A 13,459-nucleotide genomic window follows, 5' to 3' on the forward strand; every position below is an offset into this window, starting at 1 on the left:
GGCGGGCGGGTAACGCGGCGGTTAATCCCGGAAGTTCAGGTACGCGCGGGAGGGGGTGGGGCCGCGCTGCCCCTGGTACTTGGAGCCAAGCTGGCCGGAACCGTAGGGGGTTTCCGCGGGGGAGGACATGGCGAAGAGGGCCAGCTGGCCGACCTTCATGCCCGGCCACAGCACGATGGGCAGGTTGGCCGTGTTGGAGAGCTCGAGGGTGATGTGCCCGGAGAAGCCCGGGTCGATGAAGCCGGCCGTCGAGTGCGTGAGCAGGCCGAGGCGCCCCAGCGAGGACTTGCCCTCCAGGCGGCCGGCGAGGTGCGCCGGCAGGGTGAAGCGCTCGAGCGTCGCCGCGAGGACGAACTCCCCCGGGTGGAGGACGAAGCTGTCGCCTTCCTCGACCTCCACGAGGCTCGTGAGGTCCTCCTGCGGGAGCTTCGGATCAATGTGCGTGTACCGCGAGTTGTTGAAGACGCGGAAAAGCCGATCCATGCGGACGTCGACGCTCGACGGCTGGATCAACGCGGGATCGAAAGGATCAATGCCGAGGTCGCCGGTGTCGATGGCGGCGCGGATATCACGATCAGAAAGAAGCACGCCCCCAGTCTACGGCGTGGCGATTTGGCCCCACACCCAGCCCGCGGTACTATACCCCTCAGTGTCTCGACGCCCACCGCGCGCGCGGAGAGCCCACGCGACACACAGTGCCGATGTAGTTCAATGGCAGAACATCAGCTTCCCAAGCTGAATACGCGGGTTCGATTCCCGTCATCGGCTCCACGAGGAGAACGCCCACTCGGATACGCGGTATCTGGGTGGGCGTTTTCGCGTGCGAGGGGCGGGCGGCGGGCGCTGCTCTTGCTATCCTCACCCCAACGACAACCCCACACCGGAGAACCCGATGCCTGACTCCACTCCCCTCTTCGTCTACGACCAGGATTGCGCGTTCTGCCAGCGATTCGTCGACGCCGTGCGCCCCCACTGCGCGGGCGCGGTGGACTTTGTTGGCTCCCGCGACTACGAGGGGGCCGGCGCGGAGTGGACCGGGGCGTCGTCGGTTCTGGTCTTCCGCACTCCTCCGCGCGTGTGCGTGGAATCGGAGGGAATCGGCGAGCTTCTTCGACTCAGCGACTCCCGAGCGCTGCGCCTCCTCGGGCGCCTCATTCTCTCGCCTGGCTGCGCACGGGTCTCCCGAGTGGTGTACCGCTGGGTCGCGGGGCATCGCAGCTGTTCCCCGGAGGGGTGCGCGTATTCGCCCTAGGCAAAGTCGTCGACGGTGGGATCCCGCTGCACCGTGAGCTCGATGCGGCGGCAGACGTCGTCGGCGACCTGCTCCCCGTCGAGCCTCCGAACGAGCGCCGCCGTCATGTCCATGCCGGCGGCCACGCCCGACGACGTCCACCGATCCCGATCCTCGACCCACCGCGCGCGGTGAACCCACTCGACCTGCTCCCCGAACCCGGACGCCCATCCGAACGCCCGCTTATTCGAGGTGGCCCGGTACCCATCCAGCAGCCCGGCCGCCGCCAGCAGCGCCGACCCCGTGCACACCGACACGACCATCGGCGTCCGCCGCCCCCACTCCGCGAGCCGCCCGAGGAACTCCTCATCCTCGACGAGCGCCCGCGTCCCCGCCCCGCCCGGAACCAGCAGAATGTCCACCTCCCGCCCGAGAGGCTCTGGCGCGTCGACCCGCACGCCGACGGCCGACGCGACGGCGCCCGGGTTACTGGCATGAAACGACACCGCGTACCGATCCGGCAGACTCCCGAGAATCTCCACCGGCCCGAACACGTCCAGCGGCTCGAACCCCTCGAACAACACGACGCCCACACGGCGCGGCAAGCGGTCAGCGCCCATAGCTCCTCCTTCGCGCGATCACCGGGTGCAGTTGTTGAGCGATGCTACTCGCGCGCGGTGGGGGCGGGGAGGGGGCGGGGCGCCGTCGTCGTCCTCCGCGCGCGGAGAGCTACCCCCTCTACGGGGCGCTCTGTGCAACATACAGTCGCTTGCCATTGTGCACATCACACTCCCGAACTACGATGAGCGCTATGCAAACGTTTGCATTCGCGCCCCACCTGGCGCTTCGCGCCCGCTTCTCCGCGCGCGCGGGGCGGAGGGCCGCGTTATGGGCCTGACGCTCAAGCAGCTCGCGGAGATCGCCGGCGTCTCGACATCGACGGCCTCACGCGCCCTCCGCGATCAGCCCGGCATCTCGCCGGCCACTCGCGCGCGGATCCACTCGTTGGCTGCGGAGCTCGGCTACCGCCCTAACGCGCTCGGCCGGGCGTTGCAGCGGCAGAGCAGCGGCACGATCGGGTCATCGTCCCGAGCCTCGTGAACCACTACTTCTCTTCCCTTGCTACCGCGGTCCAGCGCGAGGCCCTCGCCGTCGGCCTCCACACGATCGTCCTCACGTCCAACGAGGACCCCGCCACGCTCGACGCGCTCGTGCGCGGGCTGAGCCAGCACAGCATCGATGGGCTTTTGTGCGTTCCGCTGGAGGAGTCTCGCGCGGCGGTGGAGGACGTGGCCTCGGCGATGCCGGTAGTGCTCATCGATCGGTCGCTGCCGGGGTCGGCGTTGCCGGCGGTCACGTCGGATCCGGTGCCCGGGGTGTCGGCGGCCGTGGAGCTCCTCGCGCGCAGAGAGCTCACGCCGATTGGTTATCTCTCGGGGCCGCTCGACACGTCGACGGGCCGGGAGCGCCTCGACGCGCTCACCGCCGCCGTGGCGGCCGTCGGCCTGCCGCCGCAGCACATTTATCACGGCGGTTATCAGGAGGAGCAGGGCGTGCAGGGGGCGGAGGCGCTGCTGCGGCAGGGGGTCCGCACGCTGTTCGCGGGGGATTCGATGATGACGGTCGGGGTTCTCCGCGCGTGCCACGGGCAGGGGCTGCGCATCCCGGAGGACATCGCGGTGGTGGGGTTTGACCCGCACCCGGCCTTCGAGTTGCAGCCGCGCCCGATCACGATCATCGACCAGCACGCCGACGCCATGGCCTCCCTGGCGTTCGGGCTCCTCCTCCAACTCATGGAGAAAGGGCCTCCGGGTGGGCGTCGGCACCTACGAACCACCACCACACTCATCGAACGCGAATCCACCGACACAGGAGGTGAAGTATGAGCGCATTGTTGGAGCTGAGACATGTCAGCAAGTCCTTTGGGCCGGTCACGGTCATCGAGGACGTGTCCCTCGCGGTCCATGCCGGCAAGGTGCAGGCGCTGCTCGGAGAGAACGGCGCGGGGAAATCCACGCTCATCAAGATGATGGCGGGCGTCCACCAGCCCGACTCCGGCCAGATCCTCATCGACGGGCACGAGACCCCTCTGCGCACGACGAAGGCCGCGGAGCAGCACGGCATCGCCACCATTTATCAGGAACTCAATTTGGTGCCGACGATGTCCGTCGCGGAAAACATCATGCTGGGCCGCACCCCCGCGCGCGGAGGACTCGTGGACTTCGCCGCCCTGCGCCGCAAGGCCCAGGAGGCGGTGGACTTCATCGGGCTGGAAGTGGACCTCGACGAGACGGTGGGCGCCTTGGGGATCGCGAAGCAGCAGCTCGTGGAGATCGCTAAGGCTCTCTCCATGGACGCGCGCATCCTCATTCTCGACGAGCCCACCGCCGCGCTGAGCACCACCGAAGTCGAGCAACTCTTCCGCGTAATGACCTCCCTCAAGGAGCGCGGCGTGGGCATGGTGTTCATCTCGCACCACCTCGAGGAGATCGCCCGCATCGCCGACTCCGTCAGCGTCCTCCGCGACGGCGGCCTCGTCGCGGAGGTGCCGCCCACCACCCCGGAGGCGGAGTTCGTGTCCCTCATGGTGGGCCGCGACATCGAGAACCAGTACCCGCGGGAGCGCGGGGTCCCGGGCCCGCCTCTCCTGCGCGTGGAGAACCTCTCGCGGGAGGGCGCGTTTTCGGACATTTCCCTCACCGTGCGCGCGGGGGAGGTCGTGGGCATCGCGGGCCTGGTGGGCGCCGGGCGCACGGAGCTCATCCGTGCCATCGCGGGGGCCGACAGCTACGACTCCGGCCAGGTCGTCGTGAAAGACACCCGACTGCCCCGCGGGGACGTCGCCGCCGCGATCGCGCAGGGGGTCGGCCACGTCCCGGAGGACCGCAAGACGCAAGGCCTCATCCTGGAGGCGTCCGTGGGGAGCAACATCGGGTTGGCGACGTTGCGGTCGTCGTCCCGGTGGGGCATGGCGGCTCTCCGCGCGCAGAGAGCCCGCGCGATGGAGGTCGCCGAGAAGCTGCGGATCCGGATGGCGGGCATCGACCAGGACGTCATCAACCTGTCGGGAGGTAACCAGCAGAAGGCGGTGTTTGGCCGGTGGGTGATGGCCGGCTCGGAGATCCTCCTCCTCGACGAGCCGACCCGCGGCGTCGACGTCGGCGCGAAGGTCGAGATCTACACCATCATCAACGCCATCACCGCGCGCGGGGGAGCCGTCCTCATGGTGTCCTCGGATCTCCCCGAGGTGCTCGGCATGTCTGACCGCATCCTCGTGATGTCCGGCGGGCGGATCGCCGGGGAGCTTCCTCCCACCGCCTCCCAGGACGACGTCATGGCTCTCGCCGTCGCGCACGCGGATCCCGCGACCACGACCTCTTCTTCCTCTCCCTCCCCCTCCGATTCCACCCCAAGGAGCCCCCAATCATGAGCACCCGCACCCGGACTAGAACAGTGAGCGTCAAAGAGTGGATGCTCAATAATGGCGCGCTTGTCGGCCTGATCGTTCTCATCATTGTGTTGGCCATCGCGTCGCCGTCCTTCCTGTCGTTCACGAACATCATCAACGTGGGCGTCCAGGCGGCGACGGTGGCGATCATCGCCTTTGGCATGACGTTCGTGATCGTCACGGGCGGCATCGACCTCTCCGTGGGCGCGGTGGCGGCGCTCGGCGGGATGGTAGCGGCCTACAGCTGGTCGGAGATGGGCCTCCCCGGGTGGCTGACGCTCATCGCGGGCTTCCTCACGGGGCTGCTCGCCGGCGTCATCGCGGGGCTGTCGATCGCGTACGGGAAGCTGCCGGCGTTCATCGCGACGCTGGCGCTCATGTCCATCGCGCGCGGGTTGACGCTCGTGATCTCGGAGGGCTCCCCCGCCGCGAGCCCCGAGTCCGTGAATTGGATGGGCACGGACCTGGGCCCCCTCCCGATGCCCATAATCATGATGCTCGTGGCCGGGCTCATCTGCTGGTTCGTGCTCTCGCGCACGGTGCTCGGCCGCTCGATGTACGCGATCGGCGGCAACCTCGACGCCGCCCGCCTGTCCGGCCTCCCCGTGCGCAGGATCCTCATCAGTGTGTACGCGCTCTCCGGCCTGTTCGCCGCGTGGGCGGGCCTCGTCATGACGGCGCGACTCTCCTCCGCCCAGCCCAACGCGGGCACCGGCTATGAGCTCGACGCCATCGCGGCGGTCGTCATCGGTGGGGCGTCGCTCTCTGGCGGCCGTGGTGGCGCGTGGGGCACATTCGTGGGAGCGCTGCTGTTGGCGGTGATCCGCAACGGGCTCAACCTGCTCAACGTGTCCTCCTTCTGGCAGCAGATCGTGATCGGCCTGGTCATCGCTGCCGCCGTGGGATTCGATGTCATCCGCAACAAGACCATCGCGCAGTAGGGGCGAGGAGAAGAACCCATGAACATGATGAACACTTCTCCGCGCGCGGGGGCGGCCGTGGTGATCGCGATCGCCGTGGCGGCGAACGCCGGGTGCCCCGTCGGGAATACGGACGCCCCCGGCCACGACGTCACCCTCGCGCTGTCGACGCAAACGAACCCCTTCTTTGTCCAGGTCCGGGATGGTGCCCGTGAGCGCGCGGGGGAGCTCGGGATCACGCTCAACGTGCAGGATGCCGGCGACGACGCCCTCAAGCAGGCCGATCAGCTCGGCAACGCGCTCACGACGAAGCCGGGGGTCATGCTGGTGAACCCCGTCGACTCGGACGCGGTGGGGAACTCGGTCGTCGCGCTCAACCAGGCGGACATCCCCGTGATCGCGCTCGACCGGGCGTCGAACGGCGGGCGGCTCACCTCGTACGTCGCGAGCGACAACATCTCCGGCGGCAAACAGGCCGCCGACGCGATGGCCGAGGCCATCGGTGGGAAGGGCAAGATCGTCATCGTGCAGGGCACGCCGGGCACCTCCGCCTCGCGCGACCGGGGCGCGGGCTTCCGCGAGAAGATCGCCACCTATCCGGGCATTGAGGTCGTCGCGCAACAGACCGCGGGCTTCGATCGCACGAAGGGCCTCGACGTCGCCACGAACCTCCTGCAGTCCAACCCGGACATCGTCGGCATCTTCGCGGAGAACGACGAGATGGCGCTCGGCGCGATCGAGGCCGCCGGCCCGCGCGCGGGGAAGGACATCGCGATCGTCGGGTTCGACGGCACCGCCGAGGGCTTAGCCGCCGTCAAGGCCGGCACGATGACGGCCACCATCGCCCAGCAGCCGCGCGCGCTGGGCGCGGAGGCCGTGTCGCAGGCGAAGCTCCTCCTGGAGGGGAAAAGCATCGCTGACGTCGTCCCCGTGCCCGTCGTGACGGTTGACCGGAGGAACATCTCGGAGTTCGCGGAGTAGGGCGAGCCGCCCTAGCACCTCCCCCTTCGCCCCGCAAGGAGGAGCCGCCCGGGGAGGCTCTTTCTGTGGATAACTCTCGTTATCCACAGAGGCTCTCCGCGCGCGGGTGCGGGCAGCGGCGCGCGCCCGTAGTTTTCCTCGCATGACGTTCTTGAATCGCTACGCGGAGTTGCTCTCCCACGGGATTGAGCTGGCTGAGGAGATTTACGAGCTCGTGCGCTCGAGCTCCGAGAAGGCCGCGGTCACGCAGCTTGCCGCCCTGCTGCCGATCACCCTCGCCGACGCAGGCCGCTTCGTCCGCACGGCGGTCGATCTCTTCGGCCCCACGGATCCGGCGGCCCGCGCCCTGCGCGAGGAGACCATCGAGGCGTGCCGCGAGCAGCGCGTCGACTTCACGCGGCTGGTCATCGTCGGCGTGATGGTGCGGAAGATCCCCCGGAAGTATCGGCGGCAGCGCGAGAAGCTGCGCTCGGAGCTCGTGTCGCACGCGATGAGCTCCACGCTGGCCGAGCTCAAGGCCCGCGGCGACCACCTCACGCGCGATCTCCGCCGTTCACTCCCCGACCAGCCCAAACCCCGGCCGGCCTACCACTGCTCGGCGACGGCCGGCGCCGACGGCTCCCGTCGCATCACCATCTCCGGCCCCGACGTGCGGATCTGCCGCATCGACGCCCGCGTCACCACCCTGGCCAAGAAGATCTGGAAGCGCGAGGAGGGGCAACGCTTCGAGGAAGCGAAGTTCATCGCGCTCGAGCAACTGATCAGCGGCTCTCTGCGCGCGCGGACGGACGGCGAGGAAACGCCGATGGAATCCATCGTCCACCAGCCGGCCGTCATCATCACCGTGCCCGAGCTCAACCGCGAACGCCTCATCGAGGACGACAAGGGGCGCAGCTGGTTCGCGACGACCGACGGCGCCATGCTCCCCCTCTCCGAGTACGTCTCCATGACCCTGGCCGACGAGGGCTGGGCGGTCGTCGTCGGCGGCGATCACCATGTCATGGATCTGCAGCGGATCGCGCGCCGGTTCAGCCCCGCGCAGAAGGCGGCGCAGGTGATGTCGCAGGTCGTCTGCGCGGCGCCGAACTGCTCCCGGTCGGCGCTCTCCGCCGAGGCCCACCACCTGCACGAATGGCACAAGGGCGGCACGACCTCCATGGACAACCTCGGGCTGCTGTGCTCCTCCTGCCACGCCAAGGTCGGGGACCTTCACGGAGTGCTCGAGCGCACCGAGGACGGCCGCTTCACCTGGCGCTCCCCCGACGGCTCCACGCACGTCAGCCGACTGCCCGTCGAGGACCTCAACGGCATCTCCCTGAGCCTCGCGACGACCGGCGACTCCACCACCACGTAACTCGTCGCCGCCAGCACGACGCTCACCACCGCGCACACCACTCCGACGAGGAGGAAGTCCGTCCACCGCGCGCGGAAGTACGGAACACCCAGCACCGGGAACACCACCATCAGCACCGCCACATGCCACAGGAAGATCCCGTAGCTCCACCGCCCGAGAGCCCGCATGAGCGGTGACTCCAACGCGCGCGAGGGCTCCCCCAGCGCGTACGGCACGAGGATGAGCACGGCAAACAGCGTGCCGGCGAGGACCCTCCTCGTGAACTCTGCCGGCGAGGGGTGCTCCAACCCCAGCGGGCCGAACCACTCCTGACCCGCCACCCACGCCACCGCGCCAGCCCCGAGCCACCACAGCCAGCGCCACCGCCGACTCAGCACAGGCCCGCGCAGCGCCGCCTCGGCCTCTGCCGCGAGCATCCCCACCGCGAACCACGGCAACCACGACGGCGGAAACAGCTGCGTGTTCACCCCCGCGCGCGAGAGATCCGGCAGCGGCACCCACGCCCAGGCCAGCCCCACCCCCGCGAGAACCAGGATCCCCAGCACTCGCCACCGCGGACGCCACCTCCCCAGGAGAGCGACGAAGAGGGGGAGAACCAGGTAAAAGGCCATTTCCACGCTGAGAGACCACGCGTGCGTGAGACCGGGGAGGAGGCTGTTGGGGAGGTAAATCTGCGTGAGCGTCAGAGTGGCGAGGGCCTTCCCCGCGGGCGCTCCCGTGCAGAGGAGCACGACGGCGCACAGGCACACGTACGCGGGGAGGATCCGCGCGAGGCGCTTGAGATAGTACTCCCAGGTATTCATGCCGCCGCGGTATCGGCGCCACAGCACGAAAGCGGAGAGAGCGAAGAAGACGGCGACGAAGAAGTCACACCGGGCCAGGACTGCCCCGGGCGCGGTGGCCGGGTCGATCCCCGTCTGGAACGCCACGTGCGTTGCCATGATCCCGAAAGCCGCTACCGCGCGCAGACCCTCCAACGTGGGTTTGAACCCCGTTGCGTAGGATGTTCCCGTGGGCAACGCAGGTCTCCCTTCCACTCGTTCTCTGTGCGCGCGGCGTTGCTCTGAGCCTACCTGGAGGTAAACCCGTGGCTGGAAGTACCGCTCAAGGTGCAAGTTTGCGGCGACGCATGTTCGGCAACCGCCGGATGCGGCGAACGCTTCTGAAATTGCTCGGGGTGATTGTGGCGCTCCTCCTCGTGGGATCTTTGCTTCCCCAGCTCATCATTTTCCTCATGCGCCCGCTCTCGACGTCCCTAGACGAAACGTTCACCACCACGCCCACCGATGCCATCGTGCTCGGCCAGTCGCACACCATCACGTCGACGACGCACCTGCAGACGTCGCCAGCCGACAAGCGCAAGCACGTACACCTCTCCGCGCGCAGGGAGGTCAGCCTGGACGAGCGCCCAGCGCTCATTTTCGATGACTCCATCGACCTCATCCGTCGCTCCGCCTTCCCCATCGCTGACCCCACCAGCACCGTCACCGCAGAGCTGCCCGGCATGGGCACGACCATCGCGAGCGACGCCTTCATCCGGGAAGGCCTTCAGTACTTCTTCCCCGCCGAGGCGGAGCGCCGCTCCTTCGACTACTTCGACCCCATCGCCCAACGCCCCACCCCGCTTGATTACGTCGACCGCGACGAGCACGCCGGCCTACGCACCTACCTTTTCCACCAACGCGTGAACCCCGTCAACCTCGTGGAGGCGGGCGTCCGCGCGCGGACGCAACCGGAGCAGGTGGGTGAGACTGTCACGGGGGATCGGCGGCATCGGCTATCAGAGCTCCCCGAGGACCAGCAGGAGGCCATCCTCCACCTCGAACGCACGCTGCCAGCCACACAGCTGTACACAGCGGAAGAACGCGCGCAGAGAGGGCTCTCCGCATCCGAGCCGGTGCGCGTCCACCCGTACTATTCCGTCGACCGCAAGGTGTGGGTGGAGCCCAAGTCGGGTGGGATCATCGACACCGTCGATAACGTCCTCATCGTGCTCGCAGCCTCCGACCAGGATGCCGCCGACGACGCCGCCGCCTGGCACGCCGGGAAGTCGCTCAACCCCGACCGCACGGTGCTCGCCACCACGCTGCGCTGGGACGACCAGACCGTCCAACAGCAACGCGACAACGCCGCCCACCAGCTCCACACCCTGCGCTTCTTCCAGTGGATCTCCGTCGTGTCGAACGCCGCGATCGCCGTCGTCGCAATTCTCATGGTGGTTGTCCGCGTGCGCGGACAGAGGGCACTCCGCCAACGATGAGTAGGTGGCGGGAGCTCCTCCTCGGCGCGTGGTGCGCGCTCCTCGTGGGAGTGCTGCTGTTCCCGCTCGCCCACCCCGGGCCGCTCCTTCTCCGCGACATGGTGGTGCTGCCCCATCCGGCGCTCACGCCATCGGCGCTTGGGGTGGGCGACGGCCCCGCGCGCACCGCGCCCCAGGATGGGGTGCTCGCGCTCATCGGGATGGTGATGGATGCGTCGTGGGCCGCGCGCGCGGTGATCCTCCTCGCCGCCGCGCTCGCGGCGTGGGCCGCCGTCGGGCTGGCCGAACGCCCACTGACCGGGGCGGCCGCCGCCACGGTGGCGGTGTGGAATCCCTTCGTTGTGGAGAGGCTCCTCCAGGGGCATTGGTCGCTGGTCGTGGGCGTGTGGCTTCTCATCCCGATGCTGTGGGTCGGCATGCGTGGTCATCCCCGCGCGCAACTGCTGTGCGCATGGGGGGCCTCCCTCACCCCGACGGGGGCGATCTTCGCCAGCATCGCCCTGCTCTGCATGCCCTCGCGCGCGTGGGTGAGGGCGGCGTCCGTCGTGTGCTGGGCCCCCTGGCTTGTGGGCTCTCTGGTGGCGTCCTCCGGAGGCGGCGCCCTCGTGCCGGCGGCGTCGGTGGAGGCCTTCGCCCCGCGCGCGGAGGGGCCCGCGGGGGTGGTCGGCGCGCTCCTCGGGCTCGGGGGGATATGGAACAGCGAGGCGGTGCCGGCGTCGAGGGAATCGGCATGGGCGTTGGCGGGGGTCGTGCTCGGGGTGGTGCTGCTCGTGGGGTTGAGGCGATGCCCTCCCGGGGTGCGCGTTCTCGTTGCGCTGGGGCTCGGGGGCGCGCTGCTCAGCCTCGTGATGCACGCGCCCCTCGGGTGGGCGGTGGAGCACCTCCCCGGCGCCGGGCTGCTCCGCGACTCCCACAAACTCCTCGGGCTCGCGCTGCCCGGGTACGTGATGGCCGCCGCCCGCGCGCGGAGAGCCGACGTCGCCGGCGCGTTCATCGGGCTGGCGCTCCTCCAAGTCCCCGACGCCCCGGCCGCGCTGCGCCCCCTCGCCCCGCCGGTCCGCTCCCTGCCCGTGAGCGACATCGGCGAGGGCCGCGAGGTCCTCATCCCGGGGGTCGGCAGCATCGCGGAGGTCGCCGGGCGGCCGGTGGCGCAGCCGTGGTCGAAGGCCACCGCGCTCGTCGAGCCCGGCGCGCTCGCCGTCGACGGGCGGGAGACGGACAGGCTGAATCCCCGCTATGGGCTCTCTGTGCGCGCGTGGGAGCGGGGCGACATGGCGGAGCTCGAGCGGCTGGGGGTCGGCGTCGTGGCGTCGGCCTCGGGGGAGGTCCTCGCGCGCACCGGGGCCGCGGCGCCGGCTAGGGGCGTCGGGCTCGGGGCCCTCGGGTTGTGGTGTGTTCTTCCAGCAGCTGCGCTATGGCCTCGCCGGTGGCGGCCCACGAATAGGCGCGTGCCCGCTCGCGGGCGGCCTCCCCGAGGCGGCGGCGCTCCGCGGGGTCGTCGTGGAGCCGCTGGATGAGGCGGGCGAACTCGGAGGGTGTGTCGGCAAGCAGCCCGGTTTCCCCGTCGACGATGGAGTCGCGCAGGCCGCCGGAGCTGCGGTAGCCGATCGTCGGCGTCCCGTGCTGCGCCGCCTCGACGACGGCCAACCCCCACCCCTCCTTGCGCGAGGGCATGAGGTGGATGTCGGCGCGGGCGAGGAGCGCGTGCTTGAAGGCCTCGCTGCACTGGCCGTGGAAGGTGATGCGCTCCCTCGCGCCGGACTTGTCCGCGCGCGCGGAGAGCTCCTCGGCCCACCAGCCGTCCCCCACAATGTCGAGGTGGGCGTCCGGCAGCCCCGCCACCACGTCGATCGCCTGCTCGATCTGCTTGTGCGGCACGAGTCGGGACAGCGTGATCATGTGGATGGGCGCCTCGCGGGGGAGCGTCGGCACGCGCGCGGGGACGGGGTCGACGCCGTTGCGGATGATGTGGATGTCCTCGGGGCGGACGCCGAGGGCGACGAGTTCCTCGGCGCTCGGCGTCGAGACGGTGATGTAGGGCGCCCCGCGGTAGATCGCGGGGGCGGCGCGGGATTCCAGGAACCAGCCGAGGCGGGCGATCACGGGGCCGGCCACCGGCCACTGCTCGCGGTGGCAGTGGTGAGTGAGGAGGATGGTGGGGCGTCGGCTCACCGCGCGCGCGAAGAAGGGGATGCCGTTTTGGGTGTCGATGATCGCGTCGACCCCCGCGAGCGGCCCGAGGCCCACGGCCGCGAGGAGTAATCGGCCCACCGCGCGCGGGTAGACGGTGAACTTGCCGCCGGCGCGGTGGTAGTGGACGCCGCGGCGCTCGCTGCGGCGGGGGGCGTCGGTGTGGCGGCTGGTGTGGTAGATCACCTCGTGGCCGTGGGCGGCGAGGTATTCGCCGACGCGCTCCAGGTAGCGCTCGCTGCCACCGCCCTGGGGGTGGGTGGTGTCGCGCCAGCAGAGGAGGAGGATCTTCACTGGGTCCACACTATCCTGGTGAACGCTATGGATACATTTCGGCGCTTTTCTTCGCTGGGGCGCTCGCTGCGGTTGCTCGCGTCGTTCCGCTTCGAGCAGACGGATCCCGCCCGCTTTTACGGGCCCCTCGCGGCCGACACCGCACAGCTCATCGAGATCCTCGCCGGGGGTGTGCGGGATAAGACCGTCGTCGACATCGGAGGGGGACCTGGGTATTTCCACCGTGAGTTCTCCGCGCGCGGGGCGCACTACGTGACGGTGGAGCCCGACGCCGGGGAGATGTCCGCCGCGGGCATCGAGGTGCCCGCCTCGGTGCGCGGCGACGGCATGGCCCTCCCCCTGCGGGACGGGTGCGCGGACGTCGTCTACTCGAGCAACGTGGCCGAGCACGTGCCCCGGCCGTGGGACATGGGGCGCGAGATGATCCGGGTCGCGCGGCCGGGCGGGCTCGTGGTGCTGAGCTACACGGTGTGGCTCGGGCCGTTCGGCGGGCACGAGACGGGGCTGTGGCCGCACTACGTGGGCGGCGCCTTCGCCCGGGACCGCTACACGCGCCGCCACGGGCACCCGCCGAAGAACGTGTTCGGCACATCGCTCTTCGACGTCTCGTGCGCGGAGGGCCTCCGGTGGGGCCGCGCCCAGCCGGACGCCGACCTCCTCCTCGCCTTCCCGCGCTACCACCCCTGGTGGGCGTGGTGGCTCGTGCGCGTCCCGCTGCTCCGAGAGTTCGCGGTGAGCAACCTCGTGCTCGTGCTGCGGCGCCACTAGCGCCGCGAGCCCG

Annotated in this window: 12 protein-coding genes, 1 tRNA gene and 2 pseudogenes; 11 read left to right on the forward strand and 4 right to left on the reverse strand. The window is 69.8% G+C overall.

All coding sequences use genetic code 11. The annotated features are described in order from the left end of the window. Positions 1-21 precede the first annotated feature (21 nt). Complete coding sequence (gene dcd / locus L1O03_RS08960) at positions 22-588, reverse strand: dCTP deaminase (protein WP_236119440.1); 567 nt, start codon at positions 586-588, stop codon at positions 22-24. Positions 589-697: 109 nt separating this feature from the next. Between dcd and L1O03_RS08965 the strand changes: the two genes are divergently transcribed. Then, a tRNA-Gly gene (locus L1O03_RS08965) sits at positions 698-771 on the forward strand. 121 nt (positions 772-892) lie between these two features. After that, on the forward strand, positions 893-1,252 hold the full coding sequence (locus L1O03_RS08970) for a DCC1-like thiol-disulfide oxidoreductase family protein (RefSeq protein ID WP_236119441.1): 360 nt from the start codon (positions 893-895) through the stop codon (positions 1,250-1,252). On the opposite strand, the gene L1O03_RS08975 is transcribed toward L1O03_RS08970, so the two are convergent. Next, complete coding sequence (locus tag L1O03_RS08975) at positions 1,249-1,851, reverse strand: DJ-1/PfpI family protein (protein ID WP_236119442.1); 603 nt, start codon at positions 1,849-1,851, stop codon at positions 1,249-1,251. The genes L1O03_RS08970 and L1O03_RS08975 overlap by 4 nt on opposite strands. A gap of 157 nt (positions 1,852-2,008) precedes the next feature. Here L1O03_RS08975 and L1O03_RS08980 point away from each other — a divergent pair, with 157 nt between their 5' ends. The 6 genes and pseudogenes from L1O03_RS08980 to L1O03_RS11565 form a co-directional block, all read left to right on the forward strand. Continuing rightward, positions 2,009-2,332, forward strand: a complete 324-nt coding sequence (locus tag L1O03_RS08980) for a LacI family DNA-binding transcriptional regulator (RefSeq protein WP_236119443.1) — start codon at positions 2,009-2,011, stop codon at positions 2,330-2,332. Continuing rightward, positions 2,329-3,117 carry a substrate-binding domain-containing protein gene (locus tag L1O03_RS08985; RefSeq protein ID WP_236119444.1) on the forward strand — a complete coding sequence of 263 codons (789 nt, stop codon included), beginning with the start codon at positions 2,329-2,331 and terminating at the stop codon, positions 3,115-3,117. The genes L1O03_RS08980 and L1O03_RS08985 overlap by 4 nt, the downstream gene beginning before the upstream one ends. Beyond that, on the forward strand, positions 3,114-4,661 hold the full coding sequence (locus tag L1O03_RS08990; protein WP_236119445.1) for a sugar ABC transporter ATP-binding protein: 1,548 nt from the start codon (positions 3,114-3,116) through the stop codon (positions 4,659-4,661). The genes L1O03_RS08985 and L1O03_RS08990 overlap by 4 nt, the downstream gene beginning before the upstream one ends. Continuing rightward, positions 4,658-5,620, forward strand: coding sequence for an ABC transporter permease (locus L1O03_RS08995; protein ID WP_236119446.1), 963 nt, complete (start codon positions 4,658-4,660; stop codon positions 5,618-5,620). The genes L1O03_RS08990 and L1O03_RS08995 overlap by 4 nt, the downstream gene beginning before the upstream one ends. 24 nt (positions 5,621-5,644) lie before the next feature. After that, the gene (locus L1O03_RS09000) at positions 5,645-6,580 is read left to right on the forward strand and encodes a substrate-binding domain-containing protein (protein WP_236119447.1); all 936 of its coding nucleotides are present in this window, start codon (positions 5,645-5,647) and stop codon (positions 6,578-6,580) included. Positions 6,581-7,637: 1,057 nt separating this feature from the next. Beyond that, positions 7,638-7,775: pseudogene (locus L1O03_RS11565) on the forward strand (HNH endonuclease signature motif containing protein); the annotation flags it as partial. A gap of 14 nt (positions 7,776-7,789) precedes the next feature. Here L1O03_RS11565 and L1O03_RS09010 read toward each other — a convergent pair. Continuing rightward, a complete protein-coding gene (locus L1O03_RS09010; RefSeq protein WP_338026147.1) occupies positions 7,790-8,971 on the reverse strand; it encodes an acyltransferase family protein in 1,182 nt (393 codons plus the stop codon). Positions 8,972-9,051: 80 nt separating this feature from the next. Here L1O03_RS09010 and L1O03_RS09015 point away from each other — a divergent pair, with 80 nt between their 5' ends. Beyond that, positions 9,052-10,194 carry a porin PorA family protein gene (locus L1O03_RS09015; protein ID WP_236119449.1) on the forward strand — a complete coding sequence of 381 codons (1,143 nt, stop codon included), beginning with the start codon at positions 9,052-9,054 and terminating at the stop codon, positions 10,192-10,194. Then, positions 10,191-11,504: pseudogene (locus L1O03_RS11680) on the forward strand (MmpA family trehalose lipid delivery protein); the annotation flags it as partial. The gene L1O03_RS09015 and the pseudogene L1O03_RS11680, both read left to right, overlap by 4 nt. A 46-nt stretch (positions 11,505-11,550) precedes the next feature. Here L1O03_RS11680 and L1O03_RS09020 read toward each other — a convergent pair. Beyond that, complete coding sequence (locus L1O03_RS09020; RefSeq protein WP_236119450.1) at positions 11,551-12,678, reverse strand: glycosyltransferase family 4 protein; 1,128 nt, start codon at positions 12,676-12,678, stop codon at positions 11,551-11,553. Between the two features lie 27 nt (positions 12,679-12,705). Here L1O03_RS09020 and L1O03_RS09025 point away from each other — a divergent pair, with 27 nt between their 5' ends. Then, on the forward strand, positions 12,706-13,446 hold the full coding sequence (locus L1O03_RS09025) for a class I SAM-dependent methyltransferase (RefSeq protein ID WP_236119451.1): 741 nt from the start codon (positions 12,706-12,708) through the stop codon (positions 13,444-13,446). The last annotated feature ends 13 nt before the right edge of the window (positions 13,447-13,459 follow it).

Origin of the sequence: Corynebacterium uropygiale, from assembly GCF_021568315.1 — a bacterium.
GTDB classification, from domain to species: domain Bacteria; phylum Actinomycetota; class Actinomycetes; order Mycobacteriales; family Mycobacteriaceae; genus Corynebacterium; species Corynebacterium uropygiale.